Raw genomic sequence first — 16,546 nt, forward strand, 5'->3', positions numbered from 1 at the left:
ATTAACGGGACATATGCTGTTTTTGAAAATAAAACTCCAGTAATTCTTGAACTTTATTGCGAATTCGTGGATTAAAGTAATTATGTGCTTCTTCATACCCTTTATATAAGAACATATACATGGTAAAGGCATCGTCCCGTTTTGTTTCGATTACTTGTAGTTTATGCTTCTTCATATATTGTTTCACTTCAGCTAATTCTTTTTGGATGATCTTGATCGTATCTTCAATTAGTATTAAATAGGGTTTTTTTAATTTAAATGGACTCGTCTCAACAACGGTCAAATCACGATTTAAGATAATTAATACCATTGGCAAATAGATTGCTTTTTCCATTATATTACGATCCTCCTCTGGAATTCTAGTCATCCCATCATCGGCACCTTTCTTTTTTTTAAATACGGAACGTTTGTTCTTATTTTATCATACAAAAGTCTAAACGAAAACGCAATGCTTAAAAGCTTGCGTTTTTTATTTGCAATAATTGGTACTTGTATGAGAAAGTTTTGTTAGAAGGATATTATCTAGGGGAAAATGAATTATATAATAGAACCATAAATTTATTTGCATTCACATATATAAAAATATTACATAGATGGGTGAGTCGAGAATGAGATATGAAAAGCATAAAAAAAGAAAAAGTAGAAAATGGCTATCTATACTATTAGTCCTCTTGGTGCTAGTAGGAGGAACAGCCGGCTATGCATGGTACCAATATAAACAAGGAGTTAACCAATCCTTAGAGAAAATAAATAATCAGGAAAATAAAGGCGATGTAAGTAATGAGGTATACACGTTTGAAGGTAAAAAAGATCAATACGGGGCCACAAATATCCTTTTATTAGGAAGTGATGCAAGAGAGGGCGAGAAAGTATCCCGAGCTGATACAATCATGATTGCTCATTATAATAAAGACAAAGGAACTTATAAATTAACTTCCATTATGAGAGATATTTATGTAAGCATCCCTGGTAAAGGTAAGCATAAAATCAATTCCGCCTTTAATGGCGGTCCTGAGCTCATGAGAAAAACAATCAAAGAAAACTTTGACATTGATTTACAGTATTACGCGATAGTTGACTTTGAAGGCTTTGTGCAATTAATTGATGAAGCCTTTCCGAAAGGTGTAGAAATTAATGTTGAAAAGCGAATGGAAGAATATATTGAGGTGCCGCTAGATCCAGGACTTCAAAGGTTAAATGGTGAGCAAATGCTTAGCTTTGTTCGTTTTCGACATGATGCAATAGGCGATTTTGGACGAGTTAAACGCCAGCAGCAGGCACTTCAGGCAATTGGCGAACAACTCTCAAGCATTCAAACGATTCCGAAGCTTCCGAAATTAACAGGCGTGGTCACACCTTACATCAACACAAACATGGATACAGGAGATATTTTGTTTATGTCAAAGGATTTCCTCTCAAAAGATAGAGGAAATATTGAGACATTTAGAATTCCAATAGATAAGGGTTATGCGGATAAAAGTGTAAAAGGGGAAGGTGACGTTTTAGAACTAGACCTAGAGCTGAATAAAAAGGCTTTTCACCAATTTTTAACACAATAAGAAAATGAAACAGCAAAATTTAAGGAGTATTGTTATGGACTTTGAAGCAATCAAGGCATGGTTCACACTTGAAAATATAATGGACTTAATTCAAGAATACCGATCGTTTGGACCATTACCAGGTATCATGCTGCCGATGATTGAGGCATTTTTACCGTTTCTACCATTGGTGATATTTGTAATGGCGAATGCGAGTGCCTTTGGACTATGGCTAGGTTTTTTATATTCATGGGTCGGTTCCTGCTTAGGTGCATTATTACTTTTTTTGCTCATAAGGAGGTTTGGAAAGAAAAGAGTTTTTTCTTTCTTCTCAAAGCACCCAAAGGTTCGAAAGCTGATGGATTGGGTAGATCGACATGGATTTGGACCGCTTTTTTTACTGCTATGTTTCCCGTTTACACCATCAGTTATTGTAAATGTAGTAGCAGCTCTTTCAAAAATAAATACCTACCAATACATGCTTGCGGTAGCAATTGGCAAAATGGTGATGATTTTTACCATTAGTTTTGTGGGCTACGACCTTCAATCATTGATTACGCAGCCTTACCGTACGGGAGTAGTATTTTTAGTTATATTTATTCTATGGTATGTTGGAAAAAGAATTGAAGTAAGATTGAATAAGAGTATGGAAAATGACCATAATGAGGAGATAATTAGAGGAAAAGAATGGAAGCAAAGGAGGAGCTAAAATGAATATCGAATGGAAAAAAGAAGGGATTGAATGGGTTAAAGCCTTTGCAATTGGGATTATCATTTTTGCTTTTATACGAACATTTTTCTTTTCTAACTATGTTGTCGAGGGAGAATCGATGATGCCAACTCTTCAAGACGGCAACAAATTAGTAGTCAATAAGCTCGGCTACCAAATTAGTGATCTTAGCCGCTTTGATGTAATTGTCTTCCATGCAAATGAGAAAGAAGATTTTGTTAAACGAGTTATTGGGTTGCCAGGGGATAAAATTGAATTTAGAGACGATCAATTATTTATCAACGGGCATAAGTATAAGGAACCGTTTTTATCTGTTTATAAGCAAGAAATACCTGGTATCAAGCTTACAGGTGATTTTAGTTTGAAGGAAATTACCGGAGAAAGTACTGTGCCAGAAGGAAAATTATTTGTCCTAGGTGATAATCGCTTAGGCAGTTGGGATAGCAGGCATTTTGGCTTTATCCAAGTCAGTCAGGTGGTTGGAAAAGTCGACCTCCGTTACTGGCCGCTAAATGAAATGGATGTTCAATTCTAATTATAATAGGGTCAGATACTTGAGAGAACGATGAGCGATATCGTCTCTTTTTTTGTTTAAATTTCCATTACTGGTTTTAAATCAGGATGAAGTGTTGCAAACGTTTGTGCTCATTGTGTGATAAAATGAGTGTATATTGTTAAAGAGAGTAATTGGAAAGTGAGGTAGAAACATGTCTTTAAGAATGGTTACCGGAAGGTCGGGAAGCGGTAAAACACAATTGTGTATAAACGAAATAACAGACCGGCTGCTGGAAAATCCAGAAGGCGCAGCAATTATTTATATTGTGCCAGAGCAGATGACATTTTCAACAGAATACCGTTTGGCAACCAGTCCATTACTTGGCGGAATGATTCGGGCACAAGTGTACAGTTTTTCACGGTTAGCATGGAGAATTTTGCAGGAAACGGGCGGTATAAGCAGGTATCATCTAAGCAGTGTCGGAATAAGTATGCTGATTCGAAAAATAATCGAAGAGAAAAAAGATCAATTAAAATTGTTTCAGCGTGCGGCTGATAAAAATGGCTTTGTTCAGCAAGTAGAGCAGATCATTACTGAATTTAAACGCTATTGCATTCATCCTAATGAGTTCATTCAAGAAGCTGTAAAGATCAATGGAAATGGCAGTGCATCCTCTAGAGCCTTGCAAGATAAACTGAATGATTTAGAAATTATTTATCGGCAATTTGAAGATGAAGTCTTTGGAAAGTATATTGATTCCGAAGACTATATAAATTTGCTTTCAGAACAGATTTCGGTATCGAACTACTTAAAAGATGCCGAGATCTATATTGATGGTTTTTATAGCTTTACACCACAGGAGTTTTTAGTCATGAAGGAATTAATGAAGCATTGTCAGAGAGTGACAATAACCATGACGACAGACCAAATTTCCTTTGATACACCGCCTGACGAATTGGATTTGTTTAGGTTATCAAATGATACTTCTTGCTCGATTTATGAATTGGCAAAAGCTGAAGGAATCGAAATCGAGAATCCAGCCTATCTATCTCGACAGCAGAAATGGAAACATCCATCCCTAAGTCATTTAGAGGCTAATTTTGATTCAAGACCAGTTGCTCCCTATTATGGTCAAACAGACATTCATATTGGACAAGCCGTTAATCGAAGAGCAGAGATAGAAGGAATAGCTCGAGAAATTCTGGAGTTGGTTCGGACAAAGAATTATCGCTTTAAAGACATAGCCCTATTGATTAGAAATGGCAGCGACTATCATGAAATCGTTGAGCCCGTTTTCACCGATTATCAGATTCCATATTTTATCGACCAAAAAAGGACAATGTTGAATCACCCATTGATTGAATTAATTCGGTCTACCTTGGAAGTTATTCAATCCTTTTGGCGCTATGAACCTGTTTTTAGGGTCATAAAAACGGAATTATTATATCCGCTACAGGAAAATCCAGATCGAATGCGGGAAAGAATGGATCGGCTTGAAAACTATGTACTCGCATATGGGATTAAAGGAAGTAAATGGACGAGAAAAGATCGCTGGACGTATCGTCGCTTCAGGGGTCTAGAAATGGAAAACAACGTACAAACAGACGCAGAAAAGGAAATCGAACAGCAGCTGAATGAACTAAAGCTTCTGGTATCAGCCCCGATCCTCCGTTTGTCAAGAAGGCTTAAAAAAGCAGATACAGGACGGAAGCTTTGTGAAGCCATCTATTTATATTTAGAAGAATTAGATATTCCTTCGAAACTAGAAAATTGGAAATTGGAAGCTGAACAAAATGGTAATCTTGTGAAAATGCGTGAGCATGATCAAGTGTGGAATGCATGTATTGATCTCTTAGATCAATATGTTGAAATATTAGGGAATGAGAATGTGTCATTAAAGTCATTCTCATCGATATTAGAAGCTGGGTTTGAATCTCTCTATTTTTCACTTATACCTCCAGCGCTCGATCAGATAATCATCGGAGATTTAGAAAAATCTAGGCTTACAGATATAAAGGCAACCTTTGTTGTTGGTGTAAATGAGGGAGTATTACCAGCGAAAATTGCCGATGACGGGATACTATCCGATGATGAGCGAGAATTGTTGATAGCAGCAGATTTGACTGTTGCTCCAAGCAGCAAAACACGATTATTAGATGAAAACTTTATTGCCTATAAGGCATTAACGACACCTTCAGAGGCGCTTTATGTCAGCTATCCACTTGCAAATGATGAGGGAAAAGCATTAATTTCTTCATCATATATTAAGAGATTGAAGGATATGTATCCAGAGGTAACTGAACATTTTTATGGTACAGATCCTGCGGAGTTGTCGGAAGCGGAGCAATTGAACTTTGTTACCAATTACAAAACGACACTGTCATACTTAACCGCACAGCTTCAGTTAAAAAAGCGCAATTATCCGATATCCGATTTATGGTGGGATGTTTATAACTTCTATATCAAAGGTGAATGGAAGGGGCGTGCTGAGAAAGTATTCTCCAGCCTATTTTATACCAATCAAACCGTACAGCTATCTAAAGAAATAGCTGATGAATTATATGGTGATACGATACAGGCAAGTGTATCACGAATGGAACTATATAATGGCTGTGCTTTTTCTCATTTTGCCCAGCATGGGCTAAAGCTTCGGGAACGGCAGGTTTATCGTTTAGAGGCTCCTGATATTGGTGAACTTTTCCATGCTGCCTTAAAGCATATATCTGATTTTGTTAATGAGCAAAAACTTAGTTGGGCATCGCTTACAAAAAGGCAATGTGAGGAACTGGCTAAAGAGGCAGTCACTGCGTTAGCTCCGAAGCTCCAAAATGAAATCCTGCTTAGCACAGAGCGTCATCATTATATAAAACGAAAATTAGAACAGATTATTAGTCGAGCATCTCAAGTATTGAGCGAGCATGCAAAAGTAAGCGGATTTTCTCCAATCGGATTGGAACTGAGCTTCGGACCAAATGGCAAGCTCCCGCCATTAGCGTTTTCATTGAAAAATGGAAAACGAATGGAACTAGCTGGTCGTATCGATAGGGTTGATCAAGCAAAGAGTGAAAACGATAGCACCTATTTACGGGTTATTGATTATAAATCGAGCGAAAAAGATGTCAATTTAAACGAAGTATACTACGGACTGGCCTTGCAAATGTTAACCTATTTAGATATCGTCATTACGCATTCAGATCAATTGATAGAAATGAAAGCAAGCCCTGCTGGAGTCCTTTATTTCCATGTTCATAACCCGTTGATTAGCTCAAGCAAATTGCTGACGGTTGATGAAATTGAAAAGGAAATCATGAAGAAATTTAAGATGAATGGATTAATGGTGGGCGACCAGGATGTCCTTAAGCTGATGGATCAATCGCTTGAATCGGGTGACTCACAAATTATTTCAGCGGGTATTAAAAAAGATGGAAACCTTACTAAAAAATCTAAGGTAGCCAGCCTAAATGAATTTGATGACCTAAGGGCTTATGTTCGAAAGCTTTATCAAGATACAGGAGAGGCAATTGTTGACGGTCAGGTTGCGATTACCCCTTATAAACTAAAAGATAAAACACCTTGTACCTTTTGTTCCTATAAATCTGTTTGCCAATTCGACGAGTCGATGGAAAACCATTATCGAATACTAACACCACAGCCTAAGGAAACAATCTTTGGTTTGATAAGAAAGGAGGTTCGCGTGGATGAGTAGTTTTGTTATTCCTCCTAAACCTGAAGGGGCAACTTGGACGGAAGACCAATGGAAAGCGATTATGGGGAAAAATAAAGATATCCTTGTCGCAGCAGCCGCTGGTTCTGGGAAAACAGCTGTCTTGGTTGAACGAATTATTCAAAAGATTCTTTCGGAAGAAGAGCCGATTGATGTCGATGAGTTGTTAGTTGTAACCTTTACGAACGCATCTGCAGCCGAAATGCGGCACCGAATCGGAGAAGCCTTAGAAAAGGCGATAAATAAAGACCCAGGGTCAAGGCATTTACGAAAACAATTAAGTTTATTAAATAAAGCAGCGATTTCAACTCTCCACTCCTTTTGTATGGAGGTTATTCGTAAATACTATTACCTGATTGATGTTGATCCTAGTTTTAGAATCGCAGATGAAACAGAGGCACAATTAATTAGAGATGAAGTGATGGACGAGCTATTTGAAGAGGAGTATGGAAAAAAGGATAATGAACGATTTTTTCAGTTGGTAGATTCCTTTACAAGCGACCGGAGCGATAGTGCCTTAATGGATATTGTCCGGGATATTTATGATTTTGCCATGTCGAACCCTTTGCCAAGTGATTATTTACAGTCCATGATTGATATGTATGATGTCTCCACGGTAAAGAATATCGAAGAATTGCCCTTTATTCAAGCCTTGCTATTTGATATTGAACTTCAATTAGAAGGTGCAAAGGAAATGATCCAGCGCGGATTGGACGTAACGAAGCTTCCAGGTGGTCCTGCACCTAGGGCAGAAAACTTTCTCGATGATATCAACGTTATCAATACTCTTATCGATGCAAATCGTGATTCATGGGAAGCCCTTTATCATGCGATGCAGACCTGGTCTTTCACGAGAGCAAAGCAAGTAAAAGGGGACCATTTTGATAAAGAGCTAACCGAAAAAGCTCAAAAAATCCGTGATAAGGCTAAAAAGAAGATTCAAGATATTAAAGATGAACTTTTCATAAGAAAGCCTGAAGGTTTCTTACGCGATATGGATGAAATGCGCCCTCTCGTTGAAATGCTTGTCCATCTGGTCACTGCCTTTTCGGAAGCGTTTGAGAAAGCGAAACGAGAAAAAGGACTTGTGGATTATGCAGATTTGGAGCATTATTGTTTAAAAATATTAACGGGAGAAATCACCCCTGACGGAGAATTCCTTCCATCGGAAGCTGCATTAGCCTACCGGAATCATTTTAATGAAGTATTTGTTGATGAGTATCAGGATGTCAATATGGTGCAGGAAACCATCTTAAAATTAGTTGCTAAAGAAGATGAGATGAATGGCAATCTGTTCATGGTTGGTGACGTCAAGCAATCGATTTATCGTTTCCGATTAGCAGAACCAAATTTATTTTTGGGAAAATATAATCGTTTTAGACAAGACGGTAATGGTACAGGATTACGAATAGATCTTGCAAGAAACTTTAGAAGTCGGAAAGAGGTTCTTGAAGGGACAAACTATTTATTTAAACAAATCATGGGTGTTAAAGTTGGAGAAATAGAATATGATGAAGCGGCTGAACTAAGGCCGGGTGCACCGTATCCTGAAGATGAACCATTTCCAATCGAATTATTGCTTATTAATCAAAATGATACTCGGAATGAATTACCTGCAGTGGCTGCTGAAACAGAAGCAGAGACCATAACGTTAGAATTTGATGCGGTGGATTTAGAAAAATCACAGCTTGAAGCTCGAGTGATGGCTGCAAAGATTAAACAATTAATAGCAAATGAAACAAAAGTATATAATCCAAAAACAGAATCTTACCGGCCGATTATGTACCGAGATATCGTTATCCTGCTTCGTTCAATGACGTGGGCACCACAAATTATGGAGGAATTCAAACAACAAGGAATTCCGATCTATGCTAACCTTTCCTCGGGATATTTTGAAGCTACTGAAGTAGCCATTATGATGTCGTTATTAAGGGTAATTGATAACCCGTTTCAAGATATTCCATTAGCCTCTGTCCTAAGGTCCCCGATCGTCGGGCTAAATGAAGAAGAATTGGCACAAATACGCCTGTATAATAAGGGCACTTTTTGGGAGTCTGTAAAGAAGTTCTGTCTTAGCAAGCCAACAGAAAAAACAGAAGGTTTATTTGAAAAGGTTCGACGTTTTTATGACCATTTGGATGAATGGCGTTCAATGGCTCGTCAAGGATCATTATCAGAATTGATCTGGCAGCTATATCGGGACACGCAACTTTATGACTTTGCAGGTGGTTTACCTGGTGGTAAGCAGCGTCAAGCTAACTTACGTGCATTGTATGATCGAGCAAGACAATATGAGCAAACCTCGTTTCGAGGCTTATTCCGTTTTTTACGTTTTGTTGAGAGAATGATTGAAAGAGGGGATGACCTCGGGGCAGCGAGAGCACTTGGCGAGCAGGAAGATGTAGTTCGGATGATGACCATTCATAGCAGTAAAGGTCTTGAATTTCCCGTCGTGTTTATTGCCGGATTGTCGCGCAACTTTAATATGGCTGATATCCGCAAGGCCTATATGCTCGATAAGGATTTTGGCTTTGCGGCAAAATATGTAAATGTAGAAAAAAGAATTACCTATCCTTCGTTGCCGCAAATTGCCTTTAAGCGTAGAAAAAAAATGGAAATGCTTGCAGAAGAGATGCGGGTTTTATATGTAGCATTGACACGGGCAAAGGAAAAGCTCTATTTGACAGGAACCTTGAAGGATTTAAATAAACAAATAGAACAATGGAATGATGTATCTACCCATACAGATTGGCTGCTTAAGGACTATGAAAGGGCTTCTGCTGGCTGTTATATGGATTGGGTGGGTCCAGCACTTATTCGGCATCAGGATGGTAAAGAATTAAGAAAAGCTGAGACGAATGCCCCACTAGTTCCTGATGAAATCGCCTGTCACCCTTCGGCATGGAAAATTACACAAATCAGTGCTGAAGAAATTAAAAAGCAGGAAATGATTGAAAATATCGATGAAGACACCTTCCTTACACAGGTAGAGAAAAAGGAATTTATTCCAGTAACATCACCTTTTGAAGAAGTAATTAAATCGCGCTTAACTTGGGAGTATTCTTTTGCTAATGCTTCGACCCATCGTTCTAAGCAATCAGTATCAGAAATGAAGCGCCAGCGGGAAATGGCAGATGAGCAAAGTGGTACAGAATTGTTAAGTCGTTTTAAAAAATCGATTACGAAACGGCCTAAATTTATGCAGGAAAAGTCATTAAGTCCTGCGGAGAGAGGGACAGCCCTTCATATGGTCATGCAGCATGTTGATTATACAAGGCCGGTTACGTTGGAGACTGTTGAGGAACAGGTCCAGCAGATGGTTAGCAATGAACTGTTAACGGTTGAACAGGCAGAAGTGATAAATACTCAGCTAGTTGTAAAATTTTTCGAGTCAGACTTAGGCAACAGGATCCAAAAAGCAAAAGTAGTAAATCGTGAAATTCCATTTACTCTTTCTTTGGCTGCTTTGGAAGTATACCCAACATGGAAGGATGAAGATGAATCTGTTTTTATCCAGGGGATTATCGATTGTGTGTTTGAAGACGAAAATGGACTCATCCTGATTGACTTTAAATCAGATGGAATCACTGATCGGTACAAAGGTGGTTTTGAGCAGGCGAAACCTATTCTAGAAGAGCGTTACAGACTGCAAATTAATTTATATACAAAAGCGCTGGAACAAATCTGGAAAAGGAAAGTAAATGAAAGATATTTATTTTTCTTTGACGGAGCCCATATTATAAAGCTTTAATTTTATCAAAATTTAAATACGACATAAACCGTGCAAGGTTTATGTCGTATTTAATTATTACCTGCAATTGGCTGGTCAACAACGTTAGCATCGAGAACATTGGTACCACTTAATCCATTGGCTGTAAATATGATTCCCCCTGTATTAAATCCCCCAGAACCTGCATTGGTCTTTGAGGCACTTTTTGGAGAGATATATACAGTATCCCCGAATTGCACAATCCCGCCACTTACATTCACAATCTGAACTGGACCAATTATCGCTGGCATTTGCTAACATCCTTTTCTTTACTTGCCCTAAGTAATCTTGTGATATCGTATTCAAACTTCCTAGTCATTGTTCATCCTTATTATGATGCAGATGTCTGATATGTTTTACCCGTGCTTCCATTGAGACGTTTTCACTGTTTCCAACGTGCAGTATGGCAACCGAAGACATTGCAAGGATAGATATAGTATTGACCTTAATGATAGGAAGGCTATTATGAGTAGATAGGGTTATACTTTCATTGATTGGCAAAAAAGGGGTTGGTTCTGAAAACACAGGATATTTTAAAAAATTCCCTTCTTTTGAATTAAAAAATTCAACTTCCCTTTGAACAGCTAAGGCGCGTGAAAATCCATTAATAATACGAGAATCTCCAAGCTGGATAATAGAGGCAAAGGAAGCAGAGGTCACATTAATGGTGTTTACGACGGAAGATCTCTGGAGCATATTCTTAAGCCCGCCTAAAAAAGTGGCACAAACGGTCCGATGATGAGTGATTCAGCAGGAGTGTCGAAAGTTGCTGCTAATTGAATAGTTTGTGTGTCGCCAACCATTACGAGTGAAGAACTTGCAACGCCTAGAATTCGAATGGTATCTACACAGATATCCCGGTTATATACTTCAAAGTTCATTTTTTGTATTCATTCCTTTCACGTTCTCTGGCAAATGATTAATAAAAATTAAAATACCTTTTCTGATTTCCTGCTTGAGTAAATCAATAATGCTCTCATCTGTACTATGTTCGCCTTCATGTTCTCTGGCTGCAGTATTTTGTATATGGTAATCAATCCTAGCTGGAAGCTGTTTCATGATATCTTGTTTAATAAAATCTAAATAGGAATCATCTAATCTAACATTTAATTGATTTTGGGTTTCCTTAAATAGTGCAGGAAGTTCGGTTTCTAGATACTGATAAATAGATTCCTCTACTTTCATAGACCGCTGCATTTGTGCTTTAGGATGGATGGGTGTTTTTAAGGATTGATTTTCTACAGCAAAATCTTCAATATTCGCTAAATCGGATGGATTTAGACCGATGTTTAAGGTTCCTTCAAGCGTTTCAACCTTCAACTGATCGAATTTGTATTCAATTTTATCAACCCGAACGCTAGGCTTTTCCTTTAATTGCTTCATTTCTTCCTGAAGTTTTTGAATGGTGTGTTCCAGAGCAGCAATTCTATTTTCCTGTGCCTGCAAAGTCATTTGGACCCATTGAAGAAGTTGTGAATAATCCTGGTACATACACCATCACCTCACTTTGAATCATCTTCTCTCGTGCCTGATAATGGCACTGCAGGGCCGCTAGATTGTCCGCCTATGGTTTGAGGACCTCCTGCCGTTGGTGCGGGCTTTGTAAAACCGCCTGTATTATACAAATAAGAGGCAGGTTTAATGATACCGGCACTGCCAATCTGCAGGACGGAAGAGTTCATAATACTGCTAATTTTAATAAAGTTTATTTGAATCGACTGCTGAATATAAAAATTCATTAAAAACCAACCTTTCCTTAAGCATTAAGGAAGATTCCTTGATCTACACCATCTGCATCATATGTGTTCGTATTACTTAAATTATTATTATTAACATTTAAACTTTCACCCGTATTAAAGGAACCAGCTCCGGAGAAAGTTCTTGCGGATGAAAATGGCATAATTTTATAGACATCTCCAATATGAAAAACGGAACTGCTGTTAAGTGTAATGACTTGAGCAACTCCTACAATCGCTGGCATATACAACACCCTTTACATTTGTTCTCCTAATATTGTATGTATGGGCTGTTGTAATGTGATTCATTCGCCCAAATAAAAGTAAATCAAATCTTAAGAGGTTGGGAAAATTATAAAATTAGGCAATGTTACCTATGTGTTTTTGGAAAATGGTATAATAGTAGGATGTGTGATGAAGGTAAAAGGACTTATGATAGAATTAAGAGATCAGTCGGAAAAAATAAAAACACTGATTCTCGATAAAGGCAAAACTGATGAAAATCAGTGACGCAAAGCTAAAGGGGCTAAGGTGCTTTTGCACTACGCCAGCCAGTTACCGAAAGAACAGGGTGTTTTTCATATGTATATCTATGTAATCATGGCTTGACTATGTTACATAGTTATCTATGTTTGTTAACCCCCCCTTTCGGTAAAGGCGGGGTTATTTTCAATCTAATTTACCAACCCTGCCAAACCGATCATTTCTTCTTTATGTTTTGTGATCAAAGTGGTTTTCAAAAAACAAGAATAAGGCGGGTGCCATTGTATGGGAATATTAAAACAAATTCAACAAAATAATCACAGACAGGATGCAGATCACAAATTGTACAAGTCAGCAAGGCTGGCTATTAGAAGGAATTCATGCAAACCTTTAGAGCTGCAGGATCTTATTTGTAACGAGACCATGTCAAAAGAAATGGCACTCTTTCTCTGTACATGTATTAAAGCTAGATTTAATATTATAGTAAGCGGCGGAACAAGGGCAGGTAAAAAAACCCTTGTCAATGCTCTTTCCACTTTCATTCCTAATGAGGAAAGGAAAATGATTGGAGATGTTCGTGGTAAACTTGTACGTGAAATACTATGGAAAGAAGATAAAGGACTTGATGGTTTTCTTGCAACAGGGCACTCCAGCAGTCCTAGTAATATGATCGACCGCTTGGAAATTATTGCATATCTTGAAGGGATGAATTTGCCAATGAAAGCGATTAGGGAACAAATCGCTGGAACTATTGACATCATTATTCACCTTTCACGTTTAAATGATGGAACAAGAAAAATTACGAAGATAACAGAGGTTCAGGGATTCGAAGGGGAAAATATTGTGCTTAGAGATGTTTTTACTGTTATTCCTCTCGAAGATTCATATTATTAGCATCCAGCATATATTTAGGATTTTTAGGACCCCTATGGTATGATAATATTCTATAAGCATTGATACATAGGAGGAAAATTAAATGATTCACGGTCACGTTACTGCTTGGGTTTTAGCCTTAATTTTATTTATTGTCGCCATATTTTTACTGAAAGCTGGAAAAGAAAAGGGCGCGAAAATTGTCCAAATGATTTTACGTGTGCTCTATTTGCTAATTATTGCAACAGGTGTTGGACTGCTTTTCATGCTGTCCAATATTGATGTGTTGTATATATTAAAAGCAGTAGTTGGCCTATGGGTAATTGGTTTGTTTGAAATGATCCTTAGTAAGGTTGCACAAAATAGAAAGACTTCAACTTTATGGATCCAGTTTGTCATTGCCTTCTTGCTTGTTTTATATTTAGGCTTTGATAAATTGCCAATGTCGATTTTTCACGTATAAGATTAGTCTATTAGACAGAGCTGTCGGGTTTTCCGGTGGCTTTTTTTAGTACAAAAAAGGATGACAAGTAGTGCAAATAGTTTTACTATTTAAGTAAGGGGAGAGGAGAGGGATAATATGCTAGTTAGGGTGTTTGCTAATCTCCGGCAAATTTGTGGCGGAGTAGGGGTTGAAGTTGTTCCGGAAGGTCAACGGGTGATCGATGTGCTTGATAAAATGGTTGAAATGTTCCCTGACCTAAAGGATGAACTATTTACTGCTGAAAGAAAGCTGCTGCCATTTGTTCATGTTTTTATAAACGGAAGAAATATTATTCATTTAGATGGGCTTGATACTGTTGTAAAAGAAACCGATCAATTTGCGCTGTTTCCTCCAGTTGCAGGTGGTTAACCATGCCAAGGCAAGTATTGGAGTTTCGTGGAATAAATCGGAAACATCTAGGAATGTATTTTGAAGAATTAGGAGGAAAACAAATTTCCAATGAGTTTCCCTATGTCTATAGTACGGACCATTGGTGTGGAAAAATAATAAGCGAAGAGGAACTGGCTATTACCTCTACATTTAAAGTTAATTCTGTCCAAATTCAATTCCAATCAGTAAATGAGGAAACCTTAAAAGAACTTATCAAACAATACCGGGTGAAAACTAGAAGAATCGGTGGATAGTAGTACTTATAACAAAAAGGCTTCTGCATAGCGATGCAGAAGCCTTTTTGTATTTTTATTTTATGCAATCTGATTTTCTGGATCAATAATTTCTAGCTCACGAAGTTTTTCTTCAGTTACTTTCCCATTTTGCCAGCCGCGAACTTGATAGTACTCTTTGAGCATGATATCCATTCTACTTACTTCCCCAGCACTATTACCGGAGGCAGGCTCATCGGTGAAACGTTTTGGCAGATAGTCGTCTTCTTCTTTGTCGAAGCCAGCCAAGTTGTTATAATAACGCTCAAGATTATAAATTCTTTCTCCAGCCTTCATTACATCATCTGCTGTCATTGGAATACCAGTCATTCCGCTGTATTGTTCTGCATAATGCTCTGCGTTCTCAGAGAAAGACGAAAACTTACAGATATTCATAGAATCAGAGAATGCTAACATATCTTGGAATATTTTTAGTAGTTCTCCTTTTCCTTCTGGCTTCAGACGGTCAGTTGGTTCAGGAATACCGGCTATTTCGCTTGCTACTGTATAGCCACGTAAATGGCAGGCTCCACGGTTACTTGTTGCATAACCGAGACCAATACCTTGAATTCCACGTGGATCATAGGCAGGGATGGACTGACCCTTTACAGACATGGAAAGCTCTGGTGCTTCCCATTGGGCAGTTGCTTTAGCTGGGCCTTCAGCAAGGATTCCTCCGAATCCTTCACGGAATGCAATTTTCTTTGTTAAGTCAATCATGGAATCGGCATCGCCCCAAATAAGCTCTTCCGTAATGATTCCTTTTTCATATGCTTCCATTGTAACGGAGAAGCAATGACCCAGCTCAATCGTATCGAGACCGTACTCATTACAGCGGTCGATAAGATAGGCAATAGCTTCAGAATCACTTAATAAGCAGTTAGAGCCTAGTGACCATGAGGATTCAAATTCAAAGCTCTCTACTCTTGTTTTATACTTGCCATCCTTAACTTCCACTTCAATTTTACAGCCTACAGGGCAGGCATGGCAGGTATTGTTCTTTACTAGTAAATGTTCGTTTACATACTCGCCGCTGTGTTTTTCTGCCTCATCCCAATGAGTGAACTGGGAATTCTTTGTAGGAAGGGCTCCAACCTCATTGATAATGTTGGTTAAAACATTCGTACCGTAAACGGAAAGACCGCCTTTATTAGGAGCAGTTAAGCCGCCGTCAAGGATTGCTTTTACAGCCTTTTTGTTCGCCTCTTTATACTCAGCTTCTAACTTCGGCTGCGGCATATTTCCTTTTTGTGGTGCTTTGATTACAATCGCTTTCAACTTTTTGTAACCTGCAACTGCAGCAGTACCCCCACGTCCGGCTGCTCGATCATGTTCATTAATAAATGATGCGAACTTAACCGTATTTTCACCTGCCTGACCAATCGTCATAACACTAAGGTCTTGCTCCCCATGCTTTGCTTGCAGTGTTTTAACTGTTTCTCTTGTTCCTTTACCCCAAAGTTCTGAAGCATCACGGAGTTCTGCTTTCCCATCTTCAATATACAGATATACTGGTTTGTCACTTTTTCCTGCAAAGATGATATTGTCGATGCCTGCCCATTTTAAACGAGCTGCAGTCCAACCACCCATATGCGAATCTGTAACGGTTCCTGTGAGTGGAGATTTTGTAACCACACAAAGACGACCGCTCATTGAAGAACGTGATCCTGTTACAGGACCTGTCATGATACAAAGAATGTTTTCTGGTGATAATGGCTCTACTTCAGGACCATTATCAAGTACATATTTTACTCCAAGGCCCCGGCCGCCAATGTACTTTTTCGCATCATCTTCATTAATTGGCCTATAAGTAACTGCACCTGCCGTTAAATCCACTACCACTTCTTTGTTTAAAAAACCACCTAGATTCAATATTTCTCCCTCTCTTTCATTTATATTTAGATGTAAATATCCTATGTTAATAGTGTAAAATTCAAATAGGATATTCCTCACAAAAATAAAAGATAAATCCAATTTCTATTATACAATTATTTATCTATAATTAATATTCAAAATTTTTCAAAATTAAATTAAAATTAGATTAATTGGCT

General features: G+C 38.1%; 18 protein-coding genes and 1 riboswitch. Of the genes, 10 read left to right on the forward strand and 8 right to left on the reverse strand.

Features of this window, described 5'->3' with window-relative positions:
• Position 1 precedes the first annotated feature (1 nt).
• Positions 2-367, reverse strand: coding sequence for a YhjD family protein (locus BLR86_RS15960; RefSeq protein ID WP_090763320.1), 366 nt, complete (start codon positions 365-367; stop codon positions 2-4).
• 241 nt (positions 368-608) lie between these two features.
• Between BLR86_RS15960 and BLR86_RS15965 the strand changes: the two genes are divergently transcribed.
• The 5 genes from BLR86_RS15965 (at position 609) to addA (ending at position 10,239) form a co-directional block, all read left to right on the forward strand.
• Entirely contained in the window at positions 609-1,559 is a 951-nt protein-coding gene (locus BLR86_RS15965; protein ID WP_090763323.1) for an LCP family protein, read from the forward strand.
• 34 nt (positions 1,560-1,593) lie between these two features.
• Complete coding sequence (locus tag BLR86_RS15970; RefSeq protein WP_090763326.1) at positions 1,594-2,247, forward strand: TVP38/TMEM64 family protein; 654 nt, start codon at positions 1,594-1,596, stop codon at positions 2,245-2,247.
• A gap of 1 nt (position 2,248) precedes the next feature.
• Positions 2,249-2,803: a signal peptidase I gene (lepB, locus tag BLR86_RS15975; RefSeq protein ID WP_090763328.1), complete on the forward strand. Its 555-nt coding sequence runs from the start codon at positions 2,249-2,251 to the stop codon at positions 2,801-2,803.
• A 172-nt stretch (positions 2,804-2,975) separates the two neighbouring features.
• The gene (gene addB / locus BLR86_RS15980) at positions 2,976-6,470 is read left to right on the forward strand and encodes a helicase-exonuclease AddAB subunit AddB (RefSeq protein WP_090763334.1); all 3,495 of its coding nucleotides are present in this window, start codon (positions 2,976-2,978) and stop codon (positions 6,468-6,470) included.
• Complete coding sequence (addA, locus tag BLR86_RS15985; RefSeq protein ID WP_090763337.1) at positions 6,463-10,239, forward strand: helicase-exonuclease AddAB subunit AddA; 3,777 nt, start codon at positions 6,463-6,465, stop codon at positions 10,237-10,239. Before addB ends, addA begins: the two co-directional genes overlap by 8 nt.
• A 50-nt stretch (positions 10,240-10,289) precedes the next feature.
• Here the strand turns inward: addA and BLR86_RS15990 are convergent, their stop codons facing one another.
• The 6 genes from BLR86_RS15990 to BLR86_RS16015 all read right to left on the reverse strand — a co-directional run bounded on the left by BLR86_RS15990 (position 10,290) and on the right by BLR86_RS16015 (position 12,238).
• Positions 10,290-10,508 (reverse strand): spore germination protein, encoded by a 219-nt coding sequence (locus BLR86_RS15990; RefSeq protein WP_090763340.1) that lies wholly within the window; start codon positions 10,506-10,508, stop codon positions 10,290-10,292.
• A 64-nt stretch (positions 10,509-10,572) separates the two neighbouring features.
• Positions 10,573-10,953, reverse strand: coding sequence for a spore germination protein GerPE (locus tag BLR86_RS15995; protein ID WP_090763343.1), 381 nt, complete (start codon positions 10,951-10,953; stop codon positions 10,573-10,575).
• Between the two features lie 14 nt (positions 10,954-10,967).
• Positions 10,968-11,138, reverse strand: coding sequence for a spore gernimation protein GerPD (locus BLR86_RS16000; RefSeq protein WP_090763346.1), 171 nt, complete (start codon positions 11,136-11,138; stop codon positions 10,968-10,970).
• Positions 11,128-11,748 (reverse strand): spore germination protein GerPC, encoded by a 621-nt coding sequence (gene gerPC / locus BLR86_RS16005; RefSeq protein ID WP_090763349.1) that lies wholly within the window; start codon positions 11,746-11,748, stop codon positions 11,128-11,130. Before gerPC ends, BLR86_RS16000 begins: the two co-directional genes overlap by 11 nt.
• A gap of 11 nt (positions 11,749-11,759) precedes the next feature.
• Positions 11,760-11,996 carry a spore germination protein GerPB gene (locus BLR86_RS16010; RefSeq protein WP_090763352.1) on the reverse strand — a complete coding sequence of 79 codons (237 nt, stop codon included), beginning with the start codon at positions 11,994-11,996 and terminating at the stop codon, positions 11,760-11,762.
• Between the two features lie 17 nt (positions 11,997-12,013).
• Positions 12,014-12,238, reverse strand: a complete 225-nt coding sequence (locus BLR86_RS16015) for a spore germination protein (RefSeq protein WP_090763355.1) — start codon at positions 12,236-12,238, stop codon at positions 12,014-12,016.
• Between the two features lie 139 nt (positions 12,239-12,377).
• Between BLR86_RS16015 and BLR86_RS26835 the strand changes: the two genes are divergently transcribed.
• The 5 genes from BLR86_RS26835 (at position 12,378) to BLR86_RS16035 (ending at position 14,477) form a co-directional block, all read left to right on the forward strand.
• Entirely contained in the window at positions 12,378-12,503 is a 126-nt protein-coding gene (locus tag BLR86_RS26835) for a hypothetical protein (RefSeq protein WP_302847226.1), read from the forward strand.
• A riboswitch (cyclic di-GMP riboswitch) is annotated at positions 12,470-12,556 on the forward strand. (Overlaps the previous gene by 34 nt.)
• Before the next feature lie 205 nt (positions 12,557-12,761).
• Positions 12,762-13,370, forward strand: coding sequence for an ATPase, T2SS/T4P/T4SS family (locus BLR86_RS16020; RefSeq protein WP_090763358.1), 609 nt, complete (start codon positions 12,762-12,764; stop codon positions 13,368-13,370).
• A gap of 82 nt (positions 13,371-13,452) precedes the next feature.
• Positions 13,453-13,812, forward strand: coding sequence for a YisL family protein (locus tag BLR86_RS16025; protein ID WP_090763362.1), 360 nt, complete (start codon positions 13,453-13,455; stop codon positions 13,810-13,812).
• Between the two features lie 117 nt (positions 13,813-13,929).
• Entirely contained in the window at positions 13,930-14,202 is a 273-nt protein-coding gene (locus BLR86_RS16030; protein ID WP_090763365.1) for a ubiquitin-like small modifier protein 1, read from the forward strand.
• Between the two features lie 2 nt (positions 14,203-14,204).
• Positions 14,205-14,477, forward strand: a complete 273-nt coding sequence (locus BLR86_RS16035) for a MoaD-like domain-containing protein (RefSeq protein WP_090763368.1) — start codon at positions 14,205-14,207, stop codon at positions 14,475-14,477.
• A gap of 60 nt (positions 14,478-14,537) precedes the next feature.
• Here the strand turns inward: BLR86_RS16035 and BLR86_RS16040 are convergent, their stop codons facing one another.
• On the reverse strand, positions 14,538-16,367 hold the full coding sequence (locus tag BLR86_RS16040) for an aldehyde ferredoxin oxidoreductase family protein (RefSeq protein ID WP_090763371.1): 1,830 nt from the start codon (positions 16,365-16,367) through the stop codon (positions 14,538-14,540).
• Positions 16,368-16,546: the final 179 nt, after the last annotated feature.

This window comes from Bacillus sp. OK048, assembly GCF_900103525.1.
Taxonomy (GTDB): Bacteria; Bacillota; Bacilli; order Bacillales; family Cytobacillaceae; genus Neobacillus.

What these genes read in the sequence shown, in the direction of transcription:
- BLR86_RS15965 (WP_090763323.1), top strand. Translation starts at nt 609, where the DNA reads ATGAGATATGAAAAGCATAAAAAAAGAAAAAGTAGAAAATGGCTATCT.
- BLR86_RS15960 (WP_090763320.1), bottom strand. Translation starts at nt 367, where the DNA reads ATGACTAGAATTCCAGAGGAGGATCGTAATATAATGGAAAAAGCAATC.
- BLR86_RS16000 (WP_090763346.1), bottom strand. Translation starts at nt 11,138, where the DNA reads ATGAACTTTGAAGTATATAACCGGGATATCTGTGTAGATACCATTCGA.
- addA (WP_090763337.1), top strand. Translation starts at nt 6,463, where the DNA reads ATGAGTAGTTTTGTTATTCCTCCTAAACCTGAAGGGGCAACTTGGACG.
- BLR86_RS16035 (WP_090763368.1), top strand. Translation starts at nt 14,205, where the DNA reads ATGCCAAGGCAAGTATTGGAGTTTCGTGGAATAAATCGGAAACATCTA.
- BLR86_RS15970 (WP_090763326.1), top strand. Translation starts at nt 1,594, where the DNA reads ATGGACTTTGAAGCAATCAAGGCATGGTTCACACTTGAAAATATAATG.
- BLR86_RS16030 (WP_090763365.1), top strand. Translation starts at nt 13,930, where the DNA reads ATGCTAGTTAGGGTGTTTGCTAATCTCCGGCAAATTTGTGGCGGAGTA.
- BLR86_RS16010 (WP_090763352.1), bottom strand. Translation starts at nt 11,996, where the DNA reads ATGAATTTTTATATTCAGCAGTCGATTCAAATAAACTTTATTAAAATT.
- BLR86_RS15995 (WP_090763343.1), bottom strand. Translation starts at nt 10,953, where the DNA reads ATGCTCCAGAGATCTTCCGTCGTAAACACCATTAATGTGACCTCTGCT.
- BLR86_RS15990 (WP_090763340.1), bottom strand. Translation starts at nt 10,508, where the DNA reads ATGCCAGCGATAATTGGTCCAGTTCAGATTGTGAATGTAAGTGGCGGG.
- gerPC (WP_090763349.1), bottom strand. Translation starts at nt 11,748, where the DNA reads ATGTACCAGGATTATTCACAACTTCTTCAATGGGTCCAAATGACTTTG.
- BLR86_RS16025 (WP_090763362.1), top strand. Translation starts at nt 13,453, where the DNA reads ATGATTCACGGTCACGTTACTGCTTGGGTTTTAGCCTTAATTTTATTT.
- BLR86_RS16020 (WP_090763358.1), top strand. Translation starts at nt 12,762, where the DNA reads ATGGGAATATTAAAACAAATTCAACAAAATAATCACAGACAGGATGCA.
- BLR86_RS16015 (WP_090763355.1), bottom strand. Translation starts at nt 12,238, where the DNA reads ATGCCAGCGATTGTAGGAGTTGCTCAAGTCATTACACTTAACAGCAGT.
- addB (WP_090763334.1), top strand. Translation starts at nt 2,976, where the DNA reads ATGTCTTTAAGAATGGTTACCGGAAGGTCGGGAAGCGGTAAAACACAA.
- lepB (WP_090763328.1), top strand. Translation starts at nt 2,249, where the DNA reads ATGAATATCGAATGGAAAAAAGAAGGGATTGAATGGGTTAAAGCCTTT.